17 protein-coding genes and 1 pseudogene are annotated in these 23065 nt (G+C 72.0%); 10 read left to right on the forward strand and 8 right to left on the reverse strand.

From position 1 onward, the window contains the following. The first annotated feature begins 17 nt into the window (after positions 1 to 17). The 6 genes from murJ to trxA all read left to right on the forward strand — a co-directional run bounded on the left by murJ (position 18) and on the right by trxA (position 6765). Positions 18 to 1772: a murein biosynthesis integral membrane protein MurJ gene (gene murJ / locus Sya03_RS09720; RefSeq protein ID WP_203937890.1), complete on the forward strand. Its 1755-nt coding sequence runs from the start codon at positions 18 to 20 to the stop codon at positions 1770 to 1772. 202 nt (positions 1773 to 1974) lie between these two features. Next, a complete protein-coding gene (locus Sya03_RS09725; protein ID WP_239107268.1) occupies positions 1975 to 3519 on the forward strand; it encodes a protein kinase family protein in 1545 nt (514 codons plus the stop codon). Positions 3520 to 3570: 51 nt separating this feature from the next. Beyond that, a complete protein-coding gene (gene sigM, locus Sya03_RS09730) occupies positions 3571 to 4299 on the forward strand; it encodes an RNA polymerase sigma factor SigM (RefSeq protein ID WP_203937891.1) in 729 nt (242 codons plus the stop codon). Further along, a complete protein-coding gene (locus Sya03_RS31510) occupies positions 4296 to 5330 on the forward strand; it encodes an RsmA family anti-sigma factor (protein ID WP_203937892.1) in 1035 nt (344 codons plus the stop codon). The genes sigM and Sya03_RS31510 overlap by 4 nt, the downstream gene beginning before the upstream one ends. Before the next feature lie 118 nt (positions 5331 to 5448). Continuing rightward, on the forward strand, positions 5449 to 6405 hold the full coding sequence (gene trxB / locus Sya03_RS09740; RefSeq protein WP_203937893.1) for a thioredoxin-disulfide reductase: 957 nt from the start codon (positions 5449 to 5451) through the stop codon (positions 6403 to 6405). 36 nt (positions 6406 to 6441) lie between these two features. Then, positions 6442 to 6765, forward strand: coding sequence for a thioredoxin (gene trxA, locus Sya03_RS09745; protein WP_203937894.1), 324 nt, complete (start codon positions 6442 to 6444; stop codon positions 6763 to 6765). A 54-nt stretch (positions 6766 to 6819) separates the two neighbouring features. Here the strand turns inward: trxA and Sya03_RS09750 are convergent, their stop codons facing one another. Further along, on the reverse strand, positions 6820 to 7446 hold the full coding sequence (locus tag Sya03_RS09750; protein WP_203937895.1) for a maleylpyruvate isomerase family mycothiol-dependent enzyme: 627 nt from the start codon (positions 7444 to 7446) through the stop codon (positions 6820 to 6822). Between the two features lie 84 nt (positions 7447 to 7530). Here Sya03_RS09750 and Sya03_RS09755 point away from each other — a divergent pair, with 84 nt between their 5' ends. Both Sya03_RS09755 and Sya03_RS09760 read left to right on the forward strand, forming a co-directional pair. Continuing rightward, a complete protein-coding gene (locus tag Sya03_RS09755) occupies positions 7531 to 8448 on the forward strand; it encodes an RNA polymerase subunit sigma-70 (RefSeq protein ID WP_306890071.1) in 918 nt (305 codons plus the stop codon). Positions 8449 to 8539: 91 nt separating this feature from the next. Further along, positions 8540 to 9709 (forward strand): N-acetylmuramoyl-L-alanine amidase, encoded by a 1170-nt coding sequence (locus Sya03_RS09760; protein ID WP_203937897.1) that lies wholly within the window; start codon positions 8540 to 8542, stop codon positions 9707 to 9709. Between the two features lie 2 nt (positions 9710 to 9711). Here Sya03_RS09760 and Sya03_RS09765 read toward each other — a convergent pair whose 3' ends face one another. Continuing rightward, positions 9712 to 10395, reverse strand: coding sequence for a GNAT family N-acetyltransferase (locus Sya03_RS09765; RefSeq protein ID WP_203937898.1), 684 nt, complete (start codon positions 10393 to 10395; stop codon positions 9712 to 9714). Between the two features lie 224 nt (positions 10396 to 10619). Here Sya03_RS09765 and Sya03_RS09770 point away from each other — a divergent pair, with 224 nt between their 5' ends. Together Sya03_RS09770 and Sya03_RS09775 are read left to right on the forward strand one after the other, a co-directional pair. Next, positions 10620 to 11948 carry an aminotransferase-like domain-containing protein gene (locus Sya03_RS09770; RefSeq protein ID WP_203937899.1) on the forward strand — a complete coding sequence of 443 codons (1329 nt, stop codon included), beginning with the start codon at positions 10620 to 10622 and terminating at the stop codon, positions 11946 to 11948. Positions 11949 to 11956: 8 nt separating this feature from the next. Further along, positions 11957 to 12913: a D-alanine--D-alanine ligase family protein gene (locus Sya03_RS09775; protein ID WP_370871923.1), complete on the forward strand. Its 957-nt coding sequence runs from the start codon at positions 11957 to 11959 to the stop codon at positions 12911 to 12913. A 1430-nt stretch (positions 12914 to 14343) separates the two neighbouring features. Here Sya03_RS09775 and Sya03_RS09780 read toward each other — a convergent pair. The 6 genes and pseudogenes from Sya03_RS09780 to rsmG form a co-directional block, all read right to left on the reverse strand. After that, positions 14344 to 14908 (reverse strand): annotated as a pseudogene (locus tag Sya03_RS09780) (hypothetical protein); the annotation flags it as partial. A 1818-nt stretch (positions 14909 to 16726) separates the two neighbouring features. Then, entirely contained in the window at positions 16727 to 17143 is a 417-nt protein-coding gene (locus tag Sya03_RS09785) for a VOC family protein (RefSeq protein ID WP_203937901.1), read from the reverse strand. 5 nt (positions 17144 to 17148) lie between these two features. Continuing rightward, positions 17149 to 17529, reverse strand: a complete 381-nt coding sequence (locus Sya03_RS09790) for a helix-turn-helix transcriptional regulator (protein WP_239107273.1) — start codon at positions 17527 to 17529, stop codon at positions 17149 to 17151. A gap of 625 nt (positions 17530 to 18154) precedes the next feature. Beyond that, positions 18155 to 19189, reverse strand: a complete 1035-nt coding sequence (locus tag Sya03_RS09795; protein ID WP_203937903.1) for a ParB/RepB/Spo0J family partition protein — start codon at positions 19187 to 19189, stop codon at positions 18155 to 18157. Then, a complete protein-coding gene (locus tag Sya03_RS09800) occupies positions 19186 to 20322 on the reverse strand; it encodes a ParA family protein (RefSeq protein WP_275411440.1) in 1137 nt (378 codons plus the stop codon). The genes Sya03_RS09795 and Sya03_RS09800 overlap by 4 nt, the downstream gene beginning before the upstream one ends. A 1576-nt stretch (positions 20323 to 21898) precedes the next feature. Continuing rightward, a complete protein-coding gene (gene rsmG, locus Sya03_RS09805) occupies positions 21899 to 22633 on the reverse strand; it encodes a 16S rRNA (guanine(527)-N(7))-methyltransferase RsmG (RefSeq protein WP_203937909.1) in 735 nt (244 codons plus the stop codon). Positions 22634 to 23065 lie beyond the last annotated feature (432 nt).

The following is a 23065-nucleotide window of genomic DNA, read 5'->3' on the forward strand; positions in this document are numbered from 1 at the left end:
CCCCGACTGGAGGCCCGATGACCGGCGGCCTGTACCGGAGCGCGCACGCCGCGCGCGACGGCGACCCGCCGCAGGCCGAGCCCGTGGAGCAGCAGGCCGAGCCCGTGGAGCAGCCGGCGGACCACCAGGAGGCGCCGCTCGGCACCCCGCCCGGCCAGGAGGTCGCCGACGAGGGCGGCAGCACGGCCAGCAACAGCATCGTCATGGCGGCCGGCAGCCTGGTCAGCCGGCTCACCGGGTTCCTGCGCACCGTGCTCATCGGCGCGGCGCTCGGCGGCGCGGTCGGCGGCGTCGGCGACGCGTACACCACGGCGCAGATGCTGCCCGGGCAGATCTACGAGCTGCTGCTCGGCGGGGTGCTGTCGAGCGTGCTGGTGCCGATGCTGGTGCGCCGCCGCAAGGCGGAACCCGACGGCGGCGAGGCGTACACCCAGAAGCTGTTGACCGTCGCCCTGCTCGGCCTGGGGTTGGCGGCGGCGCTGGCCGTGCTCGCGGCCCCGCTGTTCACGGCGGTGTACGCCAGCGACCGCCCGGCGCAGTACCGCGACCTGGTGACGGTGCTTTCCTACCTGGTCCTGCCGATGATCTTCTTCACCGGCATGTCGGCGCTGATCGGCGCGGTCCTGAACGTGCGCGGCCACTTCGCGGCGCCGATGTGGTCGCCGATCCTCAACAACCTCGTCGTGATCGCGGCGTGCGGCGTCTACATCGGAGTGTTCACCGGCGAGGTGTCGCCGGCCGGCATGACGCCCGAGCGCATCGCGGTGATCGGCGGCGGCACGCTGCTCGGCATCGTCGTGCAGGCGTGCGGCCTGCTGCCGGCGCTGCGCAAGGTGGGCTTCCGCTGGCGGTTCCGGTGGGACCCGCGCTCGCTGGGGCTGGGCGAGCTGGCCCGGCTCGGCGCCTGGATGCTCTGCTACGTCGCGGCCAACCAGGTCGCCGTGTTCGTGGTGGTCAAGCTGCTGAACTCGGCCGACTCCGGGGCCGGCCTGCTCATCTACAACAACGTGTTCCTGCTGGTCATGATGGCGCACGGCATCATCGGGGTGTCCGTGATGACGGCGCTGCTGCCGCGGATGAGCGCGGCCGCCGCCGAGGGCCGGCTGCCCGACCTCGTGGCCGACCTGTCGCGCGGGCTGCGCACCGTCACGGCGGCGCTGGCGCCGATCGTCGTGGGCTACGCGGTGCTCGCGGCGCCGATCGCGGTGGTGCTGTTCCAGCACGGCGCGTTCGGCGCGGAGGAGGCGCGGGCCACCACGGGCGTGCTGGTGATGGGCGCGTTCGCGGTGCTGCCGCTGTCGGTCAGCTATCTGTGCACCTACACGTTCTACGCATTGCAGGGCAACAAGACCGTCGCGCTCATCAACCTGCCGGTGGTGGGGGTGCGGGTGGCCGCGCAGCTGTCGCTGTTCGCGTTGCTGCCGCCCGCGCTGACCGCCGTGGGGCTGACGCTGGGCAACGCGCTGTCGTACGCCGTCTCCGGCGCCATCTCGCTGGTGGTGCTGCGCCGCCGGATCGGCCGGATCGGGTTGCGCACCATCGCGACCAGCCTGTCGAAGGTGTTCCTCGCCGCCGCCGTCGCCGCCGGGTTGGGCCTGCTGGTGGTGCGGCTGCTGCCCGGCGGCGGCCTGCCGTCGTTCTGGGAGGCGCTGCTGCAACTCGCCGTCGGCGGCGTGGTGATCGTCGGCACCTACCTCGGGCTGGCCCTGGCGCTGCGGGTGCGCGAGGTCACGTCGGTGCTGACCACCGTCCGCCGCAAGCTGGGCCGCTGACGCCGGGGTTGTGGACAACCTGTGGACAACGCCCGGACCTGCGCGGCGACGACCATGCCCGCGGTCACACCGGTCCGCGACCGGCCCGACCGGACGACCGACCGGCCGAGCCCGGACGGGTACGGCAGGCGGGATGACATATCGGTACCTTGGAGTCGGCGGGTAAGGTCGCTCTGACTGCCCAACCACCGAGGGAGGACGGGTGACCCAGGTCGGCGAAGGCCAGGAGACCGCGGCCGATGAGGCCGGACCGGTCATGACCTTCGGTGCACCCACCGTCGGCGAGGTCCTGGCAGAGCGTTATCAGCTGGAAGAGCACGTCAACGACGACAGCGCGGGCCGCCAGGTCTGGCGCGGCATCGACGTGATCCTGCGCCGCCCCGTCGCCGTGGTCCTGCGGTACCCGGGCGGCGACTCGGCCACCGAGATGCTCCAGGCCGCCGTCGCGGCCAGCCGCGTCATCCACCCCAACCTCGTCGGCGTCTACGACGCCATCGACGAGGAGGCCCGGGCGTACGTCGTGCGCGAGTGGGTCGACGGCCAGTCGCTGCGCGAGATCGTCGCGGGGGAGGGCCCGCTCGACCCGGCCCGCGCCACCGCGATCGCGCACTCCATCACCGACGCGCTCGCCGCCGTGCACGCCACCGGCATGGTGCACGGCAACGTGCACCCCGGCACCACGCTCGTCGGCGACGACGGCCGGGTCGTGCTCGCCGACGCCCGCGCCGACTCGTCCGACTCCACCGAGTCCGACGCCCGCGCCGTCGGCGGCATCCTCTACTTCGCGCTGACCGGCCACTGGCCGCACGCCGAGGCCGGCGAGTCCGGGCTGCCCGACGCCGTGCGCGACGGCAGCGGCACCATCGCCGCGCCCCGGCAGGCGCGCGCCGGCATCCCCGCATACCTCGACGACCTGACGATGGACCTGCTCGACAAGCGCATCGCCGCGCCGGAGACCGCGGTGCTCGCCGCGGAGCTGGCCCGCCTCGACTCCCAGGACGAGTACGAGGCCGACGCCGGCCCGCTGCGCTTCGTCACCGGTGGCGGCGGCGACGGCGAGAGCCCGCGCGCCGCCCGCAAGATCGTGCTCGGCATTGGCGCGCTGCTCGTCATCGCCGTCATCGGGCTCATCTTCGGCATCCGGGCCATCACCACCAGCTCCGAGCAGGCCCAGTCCGGCGGCAACCCCACCCAGCAGGGCGCCGGCCAGCAGCAGGGCGGCGACCCGGCCGCCGGTGGTGAGGGCACCGACCGCGCCCAGCCGAAGAAGCTGGCGCTCACCGGCGACATGGTGCGCATCGTCGACCCGCCGACCGGTGACCGCAGCGACGTGCCCGAGGGCCCGCTCGTCGTCGACGGCGAGAAGGACACCGGCTGGGACACGCAGGGCTTCAACCAGGCGAAGTTCCACAACAAGCTCGGCATGGGCGTCCTGATCAACCTGGGCGAGCCGCGCACCCTGAGCGAGGTCCGCATCGACATGTCGGCCCCCGGCGCGGTCATGGAGCTGCGCACCGGCACCGGCGACCCGGGCAACTCCAGCGCCGGCGACGACCAGGTCGCCAAGACGTTCACCCCGCTGGCCGACGACGGCCCGAAGCGCGCCGAAGGCAGCCGCGCGGTGCTCGGCGGCTTCGACCCGGACACCCAGTACCAGTACCTGCTGGTCTGGATCACCGAGCTGCCGCAGGCCGAGGACGGCAAGTACCGGATCACGGTCGAGGAGATCGAGGTCCACGGCGTCTGACGCTGCCCGAGGGGGCGGTCCGGGGGTGCCCGGCTGGGCTAGTGTGCTCGCGTGACCGGTTCCGTCCCGCAGCGCGACGGCGCGGTCCGCGCTGCGGCGACCCCCGCCGAGCCGGCCGACGCCGACCTGCTGCGCGCCCACGTCGACGGCGACCCGGAGGCGTTCGGTGAGCTGATCCGCCGCCACCGCGACCGGCTGTGGGCGGTGGCCCTGCGCACCCTCGGCGACCGCGAGGAGGCCGCTGACGCATTGCAGGACGCGCTACTGTCCGCGCACCGCGCCGCCGCCCGGTTCCGGGGCGACTCGCTGGTCACCACCTGGCTGCACCGCATCGTCGTGAACGCCTGCATCGACCGGGCCCGCCGCCGCCAGGCGCACCCCACCGTGCCGCTGCCCGACGGCAACCGCGAGGACGGCGCCTTCCGCGGCCCCGAGCCCGCCGCGCCCCCGGTCGACCACGACACCGCCCTGGACGTCCGGCACGCCCTGGCCACGCTGCCCGCCGACCAGCGGGCCGCCCTGGTCCTCGTCGACGTGCAGGGCTTCTCCGTCGCCGACGCGGCCGCCGTGCTGGGGGTGGCCGAGGGCACCATCAAGAGCCGGTGCGCCCGCGGCCGCGCCAAGCTCGCCCAGCAGCTCGGCCACCTGCGCCCCCGCCCCGCCGCGCCCGCCGCCGCGCACGATGCGACGAACGACACCCCGCGGACCGGGAACCAATTGCCCGCCCCCGGCGTCCCATCCGGGAGCAGGACGCCCGAGCGCGAGGGAGGCGAGTCGTGACCGAGCAGCACACCGAGGTCGACCTCGACCTCCTCGCGGACTACATCGGTGGTGCCCTCGACGGCACCCCCGACGCCGACCGCGTCGGCCGCCTCGTGGCCGGCGACCCCGCCTGGCAGGCCGCCTTCGACTCCCTCGCCACCGGCATGACCGCCGTCGGCGCCCAGCTGCAGGCCCTGCCGCCCGCCGGCCCGCTGCCCGACGACGTCGCCGACCGCATCACCGCCGCCCTCGCCGGCCTGCCCGAGCTGTCCGCCGACGAGCTGGCCCGCCTGGACGCGCTGGCCCCCGAGCCGATCCTCACGCACGCCCCCGCGCCCGACCTCGACGAGGCGCCCGCGCGGCACCTGCACGCCGTGCCCGGTGGCTCGACCGCCCGCCGGCGGAGCCGGATGCGCCGCTTCGCCGCCCCGATCGCGGTCGCCGCCGGGGTGCTCGCGTTCGCCGGCATCGGCGCCAACCTGGTCGGGGGCGTGGGCAACTCCGAGGACACCGCGTCGACGGCGGGCGGCGGCCAGCCCGCGGTCCTCAGCGCCCCCGAGGCGGACGCCCAGCGCAAGTCCGCCGCCGAGCTGCCCGACGGCACGTCCGCGGGCCCCGAGGACCAGGCGCTGGGCGGCGCCGAGGCGGCGAGCACCGGCACCACCGTCGTGCGCGCCACCGGCACCGACTACACCGACGCGCTGCTCGGCGCCGCCGCCCCGGCGGCCGCCCCCGCCGACCGAGCGAGCGCGGCCGCCACCCCGTACTCCGCCTCCCGCAACCTGCTGCCGAGCGCCTCCGTCGCCGACGAGCTGGCCCGGCTGGTCGACGCCGACGCCATGCGCGCCTGCCTGGACGCCATCGCCGAGGCGCACGGCGGCGGCCCGATCACCGCCGGGTCCGTCGACTTCGCCCGCTACCTGGGCGTGCCCGCGCTCGTCGTCCGGTTCACCGCCGCCGACGGCACCGCCTGGGCGTGGGTGAGCGGCCCGGGCTGCGGCACACCCGGCATCGGCGCCGACACCCGCCAGCAGGTGCGAGTAGGCTGACAGCCCCCGGCGTGACCTGACCCACCGGGGCGGCAGAAGCGGGAATCGGAATCCGTACGATGACGTTCTGCCAGACGCAGCCCGTCGTGCGGTTGCGGCACAGGATGAGGAGTCGGCAGTGGACGAGGTCCGTAACCTGATCATCATCGGCTCGGGGCCGTCCGGCTACACGGCGGCGCTCTACGCCGCGCGGGCGAACCTGAAGCCGCTGGTCATCGAGGGCGTCCAGTCCGGCGGTGCGCTGATGACCACCACCGAGGTGGAGAACTTCCCGGGCCACCCCGACGGCATCATGGGCCCGGAGTTGATGGACGCCATGCGCAAGCAGGCCGAGCGCTTCGGCGCCGAGTTCATCACCGACGACGTGACCCGCGTCGACCTGGTCGGCGCCACCGAGCCCGGCGCCGAGGCGCTGAAGACGGTGTACGTGGGCCAGACCGAGTACTTCGCCCGCGCCGTCATCCTGTCCACCGGTTCCGCCTGGCGGCCGCTGGGCGTGCCCGGCGAGCAGGAGCTGCTCGGCCACGGCGTGTCCTCGTGTGCCACCTGTGACGGCTTCTTCTTCCGCAACCAGCACATCATCGTGGTGGGCGGCGGCGACTCCGCCATGGAGGAGGCCACCTTCCTCACCCGCTTCGCCGAGACGGTGACCATCGTGCACCGCCGCGACTCGTTCCGCGCCAGCAAGGTGATGGCCGCCCGCGCGCTGAACAACGAGAAGATCAAGGTGGAGTGGAACAGCGTCGTCGAGGAGATCCTCGGCGAGGACGGCAAGGTCGTGGGTGCCCGGCTGAAGAACATCCAGACCGGCGAGACCAAGACGCTCGACGTCACCGGCGTGTTCGTGGCGATCGGTCACGACCCCCGTAGTGAGCTGTTCAAGGGCCAGGTCGAGATGGACGACGAGGGCTACGTGAAGGTCGCGCACCCGAGCACGCGCACCAACGTCCCCGGCGTGTTCGCCGCCGGCGACCTCGTCGACCACACGTACCGTCAGGCCATCACCGCCTCGGGCACCGGTTGTGCCGCCGCGCTCGACGCGGAGCGCTTCATCGCCTCGTTCGTCGAACTCTGACCTGTTCTTCTCTTTCCCCCGATCCGGAGGTCCCCCGTGGGAGCAACCAAGGCGGTCACCGACGCCACCTTCGTCAGTGACGTGCTGCAGTCCGACAAGCCGGTCCTCGTGGACTTCTGGGCCGAGTGGTGCGCGCCGTGCAAGAAGGTGGAGCCGCTGCTGCAGGAGATCGCGGCCGAGATGGGCGACAAGGTCACCATCGTCAAGCTGAACATCGACGAGAACCCGGAGACCGCGCGCGCGTACCGGGTCATGTCGGTGCCGACGCTCACCGTCTTCAAGGGCGGCCAGCCGGTGAACTCGGTGGCCGGCGCGAAGCCCAAGGGCGCGCTGGTCAACCTCATCGAATCCGCCTTCTGATCCACCCGTACGACCCGAGGGCCCCGCGGACGTCCGCGGGGCCCTCGTCGTGCGTCAGGCGAAGCGGGACGCGGCGGCGCCGGTGAGCCGCCCCGCCGGGAGCCGGCGCCCGCACACCGCGAGCAGCAGGTCCTGGGCCAGGCCGTGCACCGGCGTGCCCTCGCCGAAGCTCCAGTCGACGTCGGTGGCGTGCAGCCGCACCCCGGTCAGGTCGGTGCCGAAGTAGGCGAGGTTGCGGGGCCGCATCCCGGCCAGCACCAGCGCCACCCGGTCCGGCGGCGGCCGCCGGTCGAGCCCGAGGCCGACGGTGACGTCGAGCCCGTGGATGACGTCGTGCGACAGGGCGCCGTGCGCGCCCCCGCCGGGCGGCGACCACGGGTGGCCGGCGTTGTCACGCAGCGCCGCGGTGAGCTGCCCGGGCGTCATGGCGGTGCCGTCGCGGCGCGCGACCCGGTCCGCCATCCGGTTGAACCGCCCGCCGGACCGCGCCATCTCCCACACGAAGCCGGCCGGCGACATCCGGAACGGCATGGTGATGTGCGCGACCACCTCCCGCACCCGCCACCCGGCGCACAGGGTGGGCGCCTCCCACTGCTCGGGGGTGAGGCCGGCGAGCACGTCCGCCAGGTCCCGCCGTTCCGCCGTCACCGCCGCCCGCGCCGTGCCGTCGTCCTGCCGCATCGTGGTACTCCCGTCGTCGTGTCCGAGGCTGTCGCGGTGCATACGGGGCGGGGCGCGGTAACTCATCGGTCGTAGGGTGTGCGGGTGCTGCTGGAGTCGTACCGGACCGAGCTGACCGGTTACTGCTACCGCATGCTCGGCTCCGGGTTCGAGGCGGAGGACGCCGTCCAGGAGACGTTCGTGCGGGCGTGGCGCTCGGCGTACGACGGGCGTCGTGGCTCGGAGCGCACGTGGCTGTACGCGATCGCCACGAACGTCTGCATCGACATGCTGCGCAGCGCGCAGCGCCGGGCGCTGGCCGTCGACCTGGGGCCGGCGGCGGAGGCCGGCGCGGCCGACTTCGGCCCGCCGCTGGGTGAGCACCGGTGGGTGATGCCGGTGCCGGACGCGCGCGTGCTGCCGGAGGACCGCGTCGTGCGGCGGGAGACACTACGGCTGGCGTTCGTCGCCGCGCTACAACACCTGCCGCCGCGGCAGCGCGCCGTCCTGATCCTGCGCGACGTGCTGTGCTGGCACGCCGACGAGGTGGCCGTGCTGCTGGACTGCACGGTGGCGTCGGTGACCAGCGCGCTGCAGCGGGCCCGGGCCACGCTGCGCACGGTGGCGCCGGCGCCGGGGGAGCCGCTGCGCCCGGCTGACGACGCGCAGCGCCGGCTGCTGGCCCGCTACTGCGACGCGTTCGAGCGGCACGACGTCGACACGCTGGTGGCGCTGCTGCACGAGGACGCCACGATGACCATGCCGCCGTTCGTGTGGTGGCTGCGCGGCCGCGACCACATCCGGGCGGCGCTGCTCGACCCGGCGGCCTCCTGCGCGGGCGCGCGCCTGGTGCCGGTGGCGGCGAACGCGTCGCCCGCGTACTGGCAGACCCGGCCCGGGCCCGACGGCGCGCACGTGCCGTTCGGACTGGTCCTCATCGATGTGGCCGGCCCGCGGGTCGTGAGCGTCACCACCTACCTGGACGTGGACCGGCTGGTGGGGCTGTTCGGCCCACCCGGGTGATCCCGCGCACCCATCAATGCGCGTCAGTCGGGTGCTCTTGGCCGCGCGGGGTACGCTCCGGAAGTTCGCCTAGGGTTCCCCAGGAGGCTTTGTGCGCCCGATCCGCCGCGGTGACCGTGGTCCCGCCGTCGCCGAGATCCGAATGATCCTCGCCGACCTGGGTGTCCTGGAGCCGTCCTCTGACGGTTTCTCCGCGGAGCACTTCGACGACGCGACGGACCAGGCCGTACGGGCCTTCCAGCAGAGCCGCGGCCTGGGCGTCGACGGCATGGTCGGCGACGACACGTGGCGCGCGCTCGACGCCGCCCGCTGGCGGTTCGGCGCCCGCACCCTGTTCCACGCCATCCCGGAGCCGCTCGTCGGCGAGGACGTCCGCGTCCTGCAGGAACGCCTCCTGGAGATGGGCTACGACGTGGGCCGCGCCGACGGCGTCTACGGCGCCCGCACCGCCCGGTCGCTCGCGCAATTCCAGAAGGAGGTCGGCCTGTCCGCCGACGGCTCCTGCGGTCCGCAGACGATGAAGGCGCTGCGCCGGCTCGGCCGCAAGGTCGTCGGCGGCCGCCCGCAGTGGCTGCGCGAGGCCGAGCTGTTCCGCCAGGCCGGCCCGAACCTGATCGGCAAGACCATCGTCGTCGACCCCGGCCACGGCGGCCCCGACGACACCGGGGTGCTGGTCGCCGACGGCGGCCTGCGCTGGACGGAGGCGGAGCTCGCGTACGACGTGGCGGCCCGCCTGGAGGGGCGGCTCGGCGCGGTCGGCATGCGCGTGCACCTGACCCGCGGCCCGCACCCCACCCGCACGCTCACCGACGCCGAACGCGCCGAGCTGGCCAACGGCCTCAGCGCCGACCTGCTCATCTCGCTGCACCTCGACGGCCAGGACAACCCGCACGCCGAGGGCGTGGCCGCGTACCACTACGGCACCGGCGGCGGCGAGGTCACCTCGACCGTGGGGGAGCGGCTGGCGAACCTGGTGCAGCGCGAGATCGCGGTGCGCACCGGCCTGCTCGACTGCCGGGTGCACGCCAAGACGTGGCCGCTGCTGCGGCTCACCCGGATGCCCGCGGTGCGCGTCGACCTCGGCTACCTGACGTCGCCGGTCGACCGTGCGCGCCTCACCGACGCGCTGTTCCGCGAGCAGATCGTCGAGGCGATCCTGGCCGCGGTGCAGCGCATGTACTACCCGGTCGAGCACGACGTGCCGACCGGCAGCATCGACGTGCGCCAGCTGCGCCTGGAGCTCGCCGCCCGCCAGGGCTGACGTCAGTTCGTCGTGTACGCCGGCTCGCTCGGTGACGCCGAGCGGGTCGCGGGCAGGCCCGGGCGCAGCAGCGCGTCCGGGCTCATCGAGCCGAGCAGCTTCTCCAGCGCGTACTCGACGTCGGACTTCCACGACATCGCCGTGCGCAGCTCCAGCCGCAGCCGCGGATAGCGCGGATGCGGACGTACCGTCTTGAAGCCGACGGACAGGAAGAAGTCGACGGGCGCGACGCACCCGGCCTCGCCCTCGGCGACCTCGCCGAACTTCGCGTCGCCGAACGCCTCGATCGCCTTCACACCCCGCTTCGTCAGGTCCCGCGCGACGCCCTGCACCAGCATCCGCCCCAGCCCGCCGCCGGTGAACGACGCCACCACGTGCGCCGTCATCAGCAGCACCGCGTCGGGGGACACCGGCGACGTCGGGAACGCCATCGACCGGGGGACGTGCATGGGCGGCGCGTACATGACGTAACCGGCGGGCATGCCGTCCGCGTACACCAGCTTGCCGCACGACCCCCACTCCAGCAGGGTCTGCGACACCCACGCCTCCTTCTCGAGGCCGGGGTCGCCGGACGCGCACGCGCGCTGCGACGCCACGGGGTCGAGCTCCCAGTAGACGCACTGCCGGCACGGGCGCGGCAGGTCCTCGAGGGTGTCCAGGGTGAGATTGACCAGGCGTCGCGACATCGGCGAACCCCTCACGAGACAGACGGAGTTGTTGATCCGCAGCACGTGCCCACTCCGTGCCCCGGGCGAATCTTACGCCGTGACCGCCCGTCAGGGGAGGAGTCGGGCCATAATGGCCCGCCCGTCGTCACGCTGTTCCCCTTAGTATTCAGGGGACACCTGCTGTGCTCGTCAGTGACGCCGACATGGCTCTGCACGACGTCGCACTGTGGGGTGATCGCCGCATGACCGGCACGACTCTCGACGACTACACCGACCGGTACGCCAGCCGCACCCGGGGCATGACCGCCTCGGAGATCCGCGCCCTGTTCGCCGTCGCCAGCCGTCCCGAGGTGGTGTCGCTCGCCGGCGGCTCCCCGTACATCGCCGCCCTGCCCCTCGACGCCGTCGGCGACATGATGTCCCGGCTCACCGTCGAACACGGCACCAGCGCCCTCCAGTACGGCATCGGCCAGGGCACCCCCGAGCTGCGCGAGCGGATCTGCGAGGTGATGGCGCTGTCCGGCATCGACGCGTCCGCCGGCGCGTCCCCCGACGACGTCGTCGTCACCGTCGGCGGCCAGCAGGCCCTCGACCTGATCGCCCGGCTGTTCCTCGACCCCGGCGACGTGGTGCTCGCCGAGGGCCCCACGTACGTCGGCGCGCTCGGCGTGTTCCAGGCCGCCCAGGCGCAGGTCGTCCACGTACCCATGGACGACCGCGGCCTCGACCCCGTCGCGCTGCAGGCCGCCCTCGACGACTGCGCCCGCCGCGGCCGGCGCGTGAAGTTCCTGTACACGATCCCCACGTTCCAGAACCCGGCCGGCGTCACCCTCACCGACGAGCGCCGCGACCAGATCCTCGCCGTCTGCGAACGCGCCGGCCTGCTCATCGTCGAGGACGACCCGTACAGCCAGCTGTCGTTCGAGGGCGAGGCGCCCCGACCGCTGCGCGCCCGCCGCCGCGACGGCATCCTGTACGTCGGCACCTTCTCCAAGACGTTCGCGCCCGGCCTGCGCGTCGGCTGGATCCTCGCCCCGCACGCCGTGCGCGACAAGCTCGTCATCGCCTCCGAGGCGAACATCCTGTGCCCGAGCGGCTTCGCCCAGCACGCCGTCAACCAGTACCTGACCACCATGCCGTGGCGCGAGCAGATCAAGACGTACCGCGAGCTGTACCGCGAACGCCGCGACGCGCTCCTCGACGCGCTGCGCGACCTCATGCCCGCCGGCACCACCTGGACCCGCCCGTCCGGCGGCCTGTTCGTGTGGATGAACCTGCCGCCCGGCCTCGACTCGAAGGCCATGATGCCGCGCGCCATCGCCGCCCGCGTCGCGTACGTTCCCGGCACCGGCTTCTACGCCGACGGCACCGGTGCCGGCAACATCCGCCTCAACTTCTCGTTCCCGCCGCCGGAACGCATTCGCGAAGGCGTCCGCCGCCTCGCCGGCGTCATGGAGCAGGAACTGGCCACCCGCGCCGTGTTCGGCTCCCCGGCCCAACCCTTCGCCGGTCCCACCGGGCAGGCCGGGGTCCGTCCCGGTGGGGACGTGCCCGGCCCCGACTTGGCATGATCCAGAGCATGGGTACGGATCACCACGTTCTCGTCCTCGCCGGCGGCCTCAGCTACGAACGCGACGTCTCCCTGCGCTCGGGCCGCCGCGTCGTCGACGCCCTCCGCGGCGCCGGCGTCGACACCGACCTCCGCGACGCCGACGCCACCCTCCTGCCCCACCTCGCCGCCGACCCGCCCGACGCCGTCGTCATCGCCCTGCACGGCGCCACCGGCGAGGACGGCTCCCTGCGCGGCGTCCTCGACCTGTGCGGCGTCCCGTACGTCGGCTGCGACGCCCAGACCTCCCGCCTCGCCTGGGACAAGCCGTCCGCGAAGTCGGTGCTGCGCTCCCTCGACATCCCCACCCCCGACTGGGTGGCCCTGCCCCACGACCGCTTCTCCGAACTCGGCGCCGTCGCCGTCCTCGACCGCATCGTCTCCCGGCTCGGCCTGCCGCTGATGGTGAAGCCCGCCCAGGGCGGCTCCGGCCTGGGCGCCTCCGTCGTCCGCGACGCCGCCGCCCTGCCCGCCGCCATGGTCTCCTGCTTCGCGTACGACTCCACCGCGCTCGTCGAGCGCTACGTCGCCGGCACCGACATCGCCGTCTCCATCGTCGACCTCGGCTCCGGACCACAGGCCCTGCCGCCCGTCGAGATCGTCCCCGTGAACGGGGTGTACGACTACGCCGCCCGCTACACCGCCGGCCTCACCACCTGGCACGCACCCGCCCGGCTGCCAGCCGACGTGTCCGAAGCCGTGTCGTCGGTGGCGTTGGCGGCGCACCGGGCGCTCGGGCTCCGGGACCTGTCCCGGGTCGACCTGATCGTCGACCCATCCGGGGCGCCGCACGTTCTCGAGGTGAACGTGTCGCCGGGAATGACCGAGACGTCGTTGCTGCCGTTGGCTGTGCAGGCCGGGGGGTTGGACTTCGGGAAGCTTCTGGCCGGGCTGGTGGGTCAGGCCGCTGGGCGTGGGGCGGCCTGACCCGGTCCTCGTCTTTGCGGTGTCTCAGGGGGTGGAGCGGCGAAGGTCCACCGTTGGGCGGTCTGCGAGGGTGGGGCTCTTTTCGGTCTTGTCTTGAGGCCGTCCGGGTTCGGCGGTGTGGTTCTTCTGGTCGTCAGTGGGGGCCGGGGGTGAGGCGGCTTGGCGAGGACGGTTGGTGCTTTCGGTCGTGGTACCGGGCTCGATCCGGTTCTGTAGGAAGCGTTCTCCTGGGATTTCGTCCGGGCCGGATTTCGCAAGATCCGGGTTTCTGACGGCGAATTGGGGCCCGTTCGGCGACCCTGCCTCTGTATCGGCGGCTGTTCCGGGTTGCTTGCTTGGCTGCGCGGTCGCCGTCGCCGGGTCGTTGGCGGTCGGCTTGGGGGCTTCGGCGTCGTCTTCGGTCGACCGCTGTGGGTATGCGGTCGTTGCTTTGGCGGTCGGCTGATCCGGGTGGTTCTGGGATGCGGTGGGGGCGGCTTCCATTCGGTCGGCTTGAGCTGGCGAGCCGGATGTAATCGGTTCGCTCGACCACGACGCCGGCTTCCTGTCCGCCGCCGTTGGGTCCTCTGCCCTCGCCGACGTCACAGCTTCCGTGTGCGCCTCGGCCTTGGTCCGCGTCTCAGGCTCGGTCCGCGTCCTGCGTTCCGTTTGCGTTCCGGGTTCCGCTCGCACCTCGGGTTCCGTCCGCGCGCCAGACTCCAGCCGTGTCCCGCTTTCCGTCCGCGGTCCGCTTTCCGTCCGCGGTCCGCTTTCCGTCCGCGGTCCGCTTTCCGTCCGCGGTCCGCTTTCCGCCCGCGGTCCGCTTTCCGCCCGCGGTCCGCTTTCCGCCCGCGGTCCGCCTTCGGTCCGCGGGCCGTGTTCCGTCTGCGTCCCGGCTCTCGTCTGCGGTTCGACTTCCGCCTGGGTCCCCGCGCCCGTACGGGTCCCGGCGTCCGTCCCGGTCTCCGCCCACGTCCCGGCTTCCGCTTGGGTCCCGGCGTCCGTCCGCGCTTCGGCTTCCGTTTGCGCTCCAAGGTCCGCCGACGCTTCGGCGTCCGTCGGCGCTTCGGTCTCTGCCCGGGTCTCGATTTCCGCCCGCGTCTCGACTTTCGCCCACCCTCCGGCGTCTGCCCCCGAGCTGGTGTCTGCTGTCTCGTGGTTGGCGGGGGAGCTGGGTGCCAGTGGGTCACCCATGGGGGTGCCGACCTGCCAACCACCACTTCCTGAGTCCGCATCCGTGTCCGCGTCCGTGTCCGCGTCCGTGTCCGCGTCCGGCTTGTCCGTGCCGGCGGCGCCTGCCGGTGGCCAGCCGTTCACACCGGCTCCGGGTCCCGCGTCTGTCGACATGCTGAAGTCGGCAGGATCGTCCGCGCCCGCGGCCGGCTCCCCGTCCGCCAGGTTCGGCGGATGGGCGACCGCCTCGATCTGCTCGCCGGACGTGTCGATCGTCGACGGTGACTGCCACGCGATGTGCGGCGGCTCCGCCAGCGGCCGGCCGCCGAACTCGGCGAGCCAGGCGGCCACGAGCGCCAGGTTCTCGCGCCACTGCTGCTCGGGGATGTCAGGCAGGATGTCGTCCCACAGCGACAGGAACGTGCCCCGCAGCTGCAGCCGCCCGTGCGGCCGGGCCAGGAACCACAGGTGCAAGTGCGCGGACCCGTCGCCCCAGCGATTCACGTGAACCCGAGCCACCCCGTCCAACGACCGCACCGCCCGCTCGAGCCGCACCGTCATGACGCCGAGCTCGGCGGCGAGCAGATTCGGTAGATCCCCGAGATCGAGGTGGGACCGGGACTCCAGGATCAGCACCATCGGCAGACCGGTGGGGCGCTCCATGGCGCGGACCCGCCACCGTTCGCTGACCCAGATGTACGACTCGTCGGGCGTCGCGCACGCCACGCACTCGGAGGCGTCCTCGCCGTGCCGAGGCGGCTCGACGGCGACGGGTTCGTCGAGGGCCTTGACGCGCATGTCGCCCTCGAACGGGAAGGAGGGCCAGCGGGTGAAGTCGGGCAGCGGGGAGGTGTTGTCGGGCACGAGGACGACCCTATTGCAGGAGGCGTCCGCCTGTCTTTCCTCGGTTCGGCCCGCCGGCATGAGGGCGGGGACGGTGGTCCGGGGCTCGCACAGCGGGTGCGCCGAAATTGGCCGTTCGGGGCCGTAACCCGATCTGCCGGTTGTCCACAGGAGTTATCCACAGGGCACGCCGTTTCACGTGAAACGCCACGTCGCAGGGTGTGCGCGCCTGTGGATGACCGTGCGTGAGCTCTGGATTGGATCGCGTTATCCACAAGTCGCGGCGCTCCGTCGGCGTGGACGCGAGCGCGCCGTTTCACGTGAAACGGTGACCCTATGACCGCCTGGCGAACGCCGACGCTCGGCGCTTGGAGGCAGATCGCACCAGGCCGCTCAAGCGGGACGCTCGCCCTCCCAACATCAACTGTCGGCGTTCACTTGGGTGCGACGGGCGGTGTGACAGCCTACGAGTCGGTGGCGTACCGATCCGGTGCCTTCGGACGCCGAGTCACCGACGCTAGCTCCGCATGAGGCGCCAGCTAGGTCTTCGACAGCTACTGCCGAGCACATGCACGACCGTCCAAGTGCCGAACTCGTCCGTCAGCGCCGCGGTAAGGCTGCGATGGCGGGCTGGGTCCGCTGCACCAATGCACGTCGCGGATGGCAGGCCCGAGTCTGCCCAACGAGCTGGGCACTGCGTCCCCGTATCGCCGTCTCCAGCCAACGACTCGTCAGCGCCTGAGGGCCTCGGTGGGCGGACACGAAGATCGTATGCGCGCGCAGGGCTGACACTGCTTCGGAACCAGAAAGCATCTCGCTCACCCGACCTGGAAGGCGATCCCCACAGCTCGCCGCCCAGCCGAGGGCGTCGTCGTGCCCAACTGAGCCGACTCAGGTTGGGAGACCTGCCGGCGTCACGTTCTTTCGGGACGGTCTCAGCTGGGTGTGGAAGCCGGGCACTCCGCCTAGGGCGTTGGTGTGTCCACGTGTCCTACCGCGAACGGCGAACGCATACCGCCTGCGTCGTTGCGAGGTTATCCGCATAGGAGCGCTCGCTAGACACACCTGCGGCCAAGCTGGCGATGGGTGGGGAATGGCCAAGCGACGGCGTGCCGAGGCTGGCGAGGCTGGCGAGGCCGGCGAGCTGGGCCTGCGGTCAGCCTCGTGCTAGCTGCGCCAGACACGAGGGTCATCCCGATTCCGCGGCTCGCCCGAGCTAACGGGTAGCGAGATCGCCCGACGGCCGCATGATCCGGTGCGGCGTAGAGTCGCGTTCCACGTGAAACCATGCCATCTAACGAGTCGCTATCGTGCGGTCCTGCGTGCGGGCTTCCTGTTCGACAACCGCACAATTTGCCAAGCATCGAACGATCGCTACCGGTAGTGGCGTGTGGCCGGAGGCTTGAGGCTCTGTTCTGACCTACGGCCGACGTGAGGCTGGCTTCCGTGTTTCACGTGAAACCGGCCGGCTTAGGTCATCGCATGCGTTGACCCGCTTGTGGCGGCGACACCGATCGTCAGGTGGATTTGGCTGGGCGCTAGAAGCGCCACGCGCCGAGCGCAGGCTGGCTTCCTTTGCCAGACCGCCCGTAGCGACTCCAGCGCACCGTCTCCAGCCGAGGATCATCTGCGAGCCGCTGGGCTCGTTGAAGCATCGGTCAGCACGCAGTCGGGGGTGACCGCCACGTGTCGTTGCCTGCCGGACTTAATGGTTCAGCCGAACCATGCGGCAAGTACGCACCGGCCGCTCGTTCGTCCAGTGATCGGGTGAGGCCCCTGGCCATTGCACAAGGGCCTCGCACCTGTGCCGCCGGAGGTCTACTGCTTGCGCGCCTGATTGAAGCGGAGCATGTTCCCGGCCGGGTCGCGGAAGGCACAATCCCGCACCCCGTACGGCTGGTCGATCGGCTCCTGCAGCACCTCGCCGCCGGCTGCGCGGATCCGCTCGAACGTGGCGTCGCAGTCGTCGGTGGTGAAGATGACGGCGCGCAGGAGGCCCTTGGCGAGGAGCTCTGCCATGGCCTCCTTGTCAGCGGGGGAGGCGTTCGGGTCAGCGAGGGGCGGCTCGAGGACGATGGTGACGTCCGGCTGGGACGGGGACCCGACCGAGACCCAGCGCATGTTCTCGAAGCTGACGTCATTGCGGACCTCAAGGCCGAGGACGTCGCGGTAGAAGGCGAGCGCCTTGTCGTGGTCGTCGACGGCGATGAAGCACTGCGAAACCTTGATCTCCATGGCAATCACGCTACGGGTCCGGGAGTCTGGCGTGCTTCTCCATTCCTGACCGGTCGCGTGTAGATCTTCGCGTAGCAGGCCGGGATGGCGGCGCCGCTGTCATGATTCCGGGCCCGGTAGGAGCTGGGGCTCTCGCCGACCAGCTCCGTGAACCGGGAGCTGAACGATCCGAGGGACGTACAGCCGACCGCGAAGCAGACCTCGGTGACCGACAGATCGCCCCGTCGCAGGAGGGCCTTCGCCCGCTCGATGCGGCGAGTCATCAGGTAGCTGTAGGGGGTCTCGCCGAAGGCAGCGCGGAAACTCCGGGAGAAGTGACCGGGGGACATGAAGGCGACGCGCGCCAGTGCCGGCACATCCAGCGGCTCCGCGTAATCGCGGTCCATCACGTCGCGGGCGCGGCGCAGCCGAACCAGGTCCTCCACCGTCACGCGACCACCATCCCACAGCGCCCGGCGCCGACAACATCACCGCAACGGTGTCCGCTCAGCGGCCAGGAGGAGGTGCAGGTAAGCGAGGTATGGCCGGACCCGCGCTGGATTTGGGCCGACGACCATCTGGACGCCGGCCGCGGCCCGCCACTACTGGCCTACCATGCCCGGCACTTTGGGCCACCAGCGCGGCCGACCTCCAGTGACCTATGGATAGGGCGTCTAGCTACCTCGCTCTCAGCACCACCGTTCTGTCAGATGCTCACGTGCCTCCGGCAGGCCCTCTTGTACACGAGCGACACCGGACACGCGCAGAGCGCCGGCCTAGCCTCACTCGGCAATCACTGTCGGGTCGAGGTGCCGGTCCCACCCAAGCCACCGCACGCGAGGCTTTGAAAGCCTTCGAGAGCTGCGGACGGTGCTAAGCACTAGCGGTCGTCCACGCAAGCCGTTCGCAACCCGGTGGAAGCGCGTTCCGGCAACGGATACCCAGGACCAGCCGACCCGTACCACGGGTACGAAGAAGGGCGCGTGATCCGGCGTACCGAATCACGCGCCCTTCCGACGCACCCGGATGTAGCTAGTCCTCCTCGGCCTGCTGCTCCATGCCGATGATCCCGACGATGCGCTCGAGGTCGTCTACCGTCGCGAACTCTATGGTTATCTTGCCCTTGTTCCGGCCGATGTCGACCTTCACGCGGGTGTCGAAGCGGTCCGAGAGCCGGTCGGCCAGGTCGTTCAGGGCGGGGGCGTGGACCTTGCCACGCCGCGACGGAGCGGCCTTCTTCGCCGGGCCGTCCGCGATGGCGAGCGAGACGAGCTCCTCCGTGGCGCGTACCGACAGGCCTTCGGCCACGATGCGCAGCGCCAGCTGCTCCTGGGCCTCGGAGTCATCCAGGCCGAGGAGGGCGCGGGCGTGGCCGGCAGAGAGGATGCCGGCGGCGACGCGGCGCTGGACCGGGGCTGGGAGGTTCAGCAGGCGGATCGTGTTCGAGATCTGGGGGCGGCTCCGGCCGATCCGCTTCGCCAGCTCGTCGTGGGTGGCGCCGAATTCTTCCAGGAGCTGCTGGTACGCCGCCGCCTCTTCCAGAGGGTTGAGGTTGGCGCGGTGGATGTTCTCCAGCAGGGCGTCCCGGAGCATGGCGTCGTCCGGGGTGTCGCGGACGATCGCCGGGATGTTCTCCTTGCCGATCGCCTGGGCCGCGCGCCAGCGGCGCTCACCCATAACCAGTTCGTAGCGGCCCTCACCGAGTTCGCGGACGACGATGGGCTGGAGGAAACCGACCTCGGTGATGGAGGTCTTGAGTTCGTCTAGCGCCTCCTCGTCGAACACCGACCGTGGCTGCTTCGGGTTCGGTTCGATCGCCGAGACCGGGATCTCGGCGAACCGAGCGCCCGGTACGGGGTTCAGCGCGGGTTCGTCCACGACCGGCGCCGGCGCCGGGGCGGGCGGTTCCGCGGGCGCGGACGCGATGGGGGCGTCCGGCTGCGGGGCGGGATCCGACAGGGGCGGGGCCGAGTCCGGCTCGGCGACCGCCGTACCGGCTGCTGCCGGGCCCGTCGGGATGAGGGCGCCCAGGCCGCGCCCCAGGCCCCCCCGCGGACGATTCTTCATGCCGTGCCTCCCATGACGCCGCGATTCGCGATCTCCAACGCTGCCTCGAAGTAGCTCGTGGCGCCGCGCGATCCCGGATCGTAGGTCATGACCGACTGGCCGTAGCTCGGTGCCTCGGACACGCGGACGTTGCGCGGGATGACCGCCTCGAGGACCTTGTCCCCGAAGTGGTTGCGGACGTCCTGCTCGACGGCGTCGGCCAGCCGGGTGCGGCGGTCGTACATGGTCAGCAGGATCGTGGAGACGTCGAGGGTGGGGTTCAGGTGCTGCTTCACCAGGTTGATGTTGTTGATCAGCTGGTTAAGGCCCTCGAGCGCGTAGTACTCGCACTGGATGGGGATCAGCACCTCTTGGGCCGCGACGAGGGCGTTGACCGTCAGCAGGCCGAGGGACGGCGGGCAGTCGATGAACACGTAGTCGAAGGTCTCGGGGTGGTTCGTGATCGCGCGGGAGAGGCGCGACTCACGGGCGACGACGGAGACGAGCTCGATTTCCGCGCCCGCGAGGTCGATCGTGGCTGGCACGCACCACAGGTTCGGGATGCCCTCGACGGCCTGGGCGATCTCGGCCAGCGGCACGTTGTCGATGAGGCAGTCGTACACGTCGGGGATGCCGGCGTGGTGGGGGACGTTGAGGCCCGTGGAGGCGTTGCCCTGGGGGTCGAGGTCGACGACCAGGACGCGGTTGCCGTGCAGGGCGAGCGCGACGGCCAGGTTGACGGTGGTGGTGGTCTTGCCCACGCCGCCCTTCTGGTTCGCGACGCAGAGGACGCGCGGGTGGGTCGGTCGCGGCATAGTGATTTCGCCGCTCGGGTTCAGAATTTGCACGGCGCGGAGAGCCTCCATGGCCAGCGGCGGATCGTCGTCGACGTGCGCCGTTTCACGTGAAACATCTTCGGCGGGGGCGTCGGGCTGGACGGAGACGGGTGCTGCGGAGACCGGGGCGACCGTGCCGCCGTGGCCGTCCGCCTCGGAGGGGTGTGGTCGCGGGGACGGAGCGGTGCGCCGAGGCGCCTCCTGCTCCACCTCGCCCTGGGCCACCGGCGAACCACCGGCGCCGTAGACCCGGCCGGCAGACGACCGCGGCTCGGCGCCGTACCCACTTCCGACGCGCGGCTGAGGCGGCACGTTCAGCTCCCCACTCTCGAATCCGTACCCGTACCCGGCGCTCGTCGCGGCGAACGCACCGGCTGAGCCGGTTTCACGTGAAACGCGGCCGCCCCAACTGGTCGAGCCACTCCCGTACTCATGCACCGTGTCATCCCTGCCTGCTGCGGATGGATTGGTGGCCCGGACCCTCACCGGGACACCGCGGGGCGATGCGTGCGGATCGGTTGGACCGGGCGGGGGTTCGGGAGCGCCCGCGGTCCGTTCCACACTATCGACGCGCGGCCAGCCTACGGCGACAGGGCTGGCAGGGCCACGGGTGTCCGCCTGATGGGTCGGCGATGCGGCTGCCGATGGGACGGCGAAGACGAGGAATCCCGGTACTAGGGAGAGGGTCCCGCCGAAGGTTCGGAGCGGGAGGTCAGGCCATCCGACCAGAGCGTGCGTCTGGATGGAGGCTGAGTCGCCCGCGACGGCCTCGGATTGGGCGGCGGCCGACCAACCGTCGGAGGCGGACCTACTACCGGACGTCTCGGTCGCCAGGTGTGTAAACCCGCCAGCCGAGGGCTCGGCAGGTAAGGGTGCAGACCCGCCAGGCAGGGGCGCGGCAGATAGAGGTGCCAACCCGTCAGCTGGGGGCTCGGCAGATAGAGGTGCCAGCCCGGCAGCCGGAGGTTCGGCGGCTCGCGGCGCGGATCTGCCATCGGACGCTTGCGCGTTCGGGAACACAGACGCGGCAACGGAGGCCCGGAGACCAGCAGCGGAACTGCGATCAGCGGGTTGGCGACCCGCCGGTGACGGGACGGGCTCTTCGACCGTCGGCACGACGTGCCGCTGCGTACCAGCGGGTGGGGTGCCGCGTTCCCGGAGGTCGCCCGGCTCTCCGGATGCATGGCCGGTGGGTGTTGCGTCGTGGGACTCGCGCGGCGGTGCGCTCCCCTCCGCCGGCGGCCTACGGGACCACGTAGCCGCGGGGGAGGGGCGCGCCCAGACGGGTGGGCGGTCCGCACTCGTCGACTTGAGGATCCGCGCCACGTCAGCCGGGGACGCGCCGCCGGCTCTCCCGTTAGGTCGCTGGGCGGTCTTCGGAACGCTCGAAAAGGAAGGCCGATCGATACCGGAAGCTTGTGATTCACCCGTTCGCGCGCTGTCGCCGTCGGCAGAGTCGTGATTGTGGCCGCTTCCGGAGTGCGAGGCAGCGGGCGCGGCAGGCGCCGGGCTTACACCGCCCGACGAGCCTGATGAGTCGCTGGGGTGCGTCGAGGCGCCGGCCGCGCCGGCCGACGAGGCAGGCTCGGCGGCAGGTGCAACCATGCGGCTGCGTGAGTCTTCGGCCCCGCTGCCTGCCGCGTCTGCCGCCCGGGCACCGGAGCCTCGTGTCGTCCGGTCGACCGCAGTTCGGCTCGGCTGTACATCGGATGCGGCAGCAGGAACCTCGTCGTCGAGCTCCTCGTCAGCGTCCCTGAGCAACGGCGGGGTGGAGCCGACGCCCAACCCCTGCTCCGCCATCAACGCCATGGACAGCCGCGGGACGAACTGCTCCGCCGACGGCACGGGACGGCGGGAAGGGGTGCCCGAGGATGGCGCTTCCCGCCCGTCCATGTCAGCGCCTCCGTGTTCTCCCTCGCGCCGGTCGTTCCGCGGTGCGGCGGCCGGTCTTCGCCGGCCGGACCGGCGCGACGTCGTGCTCGTGCGTCACCTCGACCACGGTGGTCGGGGGGTCGACGAGGCCCGTACCGCAGACGTGCACGGCGGGCTCGCCGCCGCCGAGAGCGAGCACCGCGGAGCGGTGTTCCGCGATCTCGGCGGTCGCCGACGAACCCTTCAGTGCCAGCAGGCGGCCGCCGATCGCGGTGAGCGGCAGGCACCAGCCGGCCAGCCGGTCGAGCGGGGCGACCGCGCGAGCGGTGACCACGTCGGCCGTCAGGCCTTGGGCGGCGGCCTCCTCCGCGCGGGCCCGGACGACCGTCACGGTCGCGCCGAGGCCCAGGGTGTCGACCGCCTCGGTGAGGAAGGTGGTTCGTCGGGCGAGTGGTTCGACCAGGGTGACGTGCAGGTCCGGCCGGGCCACTGCGAGCACGATACCGGGCAAACCTGCACCAGAGCCGACATCTAGGACCGAAGCGCCGGGCGGGATCAATTCGGACAGCACCGCGCAGTTGAGCAGATGGCGTTCCCACAGCCGCGGGGCCTCGCGCGGGCCGATCAGTCCGCGGATGACGCCCTCGGTGGCGAGCAGGTCTGCGTACGCGATCGCCTCGGGCAGACGGTCGCCGAAGGCCCGCTCCGCCGGCTCGGCGAACTCGGGCGGAAGCCCGACGGGCGCTACGGGTGGCAGGGCCGCCCGCTCGGTTTCATCGCTCACTGATCACCCCTTCGACGACCCACCATTCTGCCCACTGGGTTGGTGGCGCCGGGAACCCCCATGGGCGAGCGGCCCGCGAGCCCCTCACATGAGGCGTGAAGGCCGCGGAGCGTTGGGTGGGGAGGCATTCCGACCCGACACTGCCGAGGGCGCATTCTCGGCACATCGGCACCTCGCGCAGCGGCGGCGGAAGTACCCGGAAGGACGGCTAGTGGCCCGCGTACTCGTGGTGGAGGACGAGGAGTCGCGAAGGCGGCGTGGCGGCGTGACGGCGTGACCGCGTGACCGCGTGGCTGGAGTGGGAGGCCGGAGCGGGAGTAGCCCAAGCGGGAGTAGCCCAAGCGGGAGTAGCCCAAGCGGGAGTAGCCCAAGCGGGAGTAGCCCAAGCGGGAGTAGCCCAAGCGG

It is taken from the genome of Spirilliplanes yamanashiensis (genome assembly GCF_016863475.1).
In the GTDB taxonomy this organism is placed as follows: Bacteria; Actinomycetota; Actinomycetes; order Mycobacteriales; family Micromonosporaceae; genus Spirilliplanes; species Spirilliplanes yamanashiensis.

Bases quoted from the DNA above. Each gene is read 5' to 3' on its own strand.
- Sya03_RS09770 (WP_203937899.1), top strand. From the start codon at position 10,620: ATGACCGGCACGACTCTCGACGACTACACCGACCGGTACGCCAGCCGC.
- Sya03_RS09785 (WP_203937901.1), bottom strand. From the start codon at position 17,143: ATGGAGATCAAGGTTTCGCAGTGCTTCATCGCCGTCGACGACCACGAC.
- Sya03_RS09765 (WP_203937898.1), bottom strand. From the start codon at position 10,395: ATGTCGCGACGCCTGGTCAATCTCACCCTGGACACCCTCGAGGACCTG.
- Sya03_RS09775 (WP_370871923.1), top strand. From the start codon at position 11,957: ATGGGTACGGATCACCACGTTCTCGTCCTCGCCGGCGGCCTCAGCTAC.
- Sya03_RS09795 (WP_203937903.1), bottom strand. From the start codon at position 19,189: ATGAAGAATCGTCCGCGGGGGGGCCTGGGGCGCGGCCTGGGCGCCCTC.
- Sya03_RS09750 (WP_203937895.1), bottom strand. From the start codon at position 7,446: ATGCGGCAGGACGACGGCACGGCGCGGGCGGCGGTGACGGCGGAACGG.
- Sya03_RS09790 (WP_239107273.1), bottom strand. From the start codon at position 17,529: ATGGACCGCGATTACGCGGAGCCGCTGGATGTGCCGGCACTGGCGCGC.
- murJ (WP_203937890.1), top strand. From the start codon at position 18: ATGACCGGCGGCCTGTACCGGAGCGCGCACGCCGCGCGCGACGGCGAC.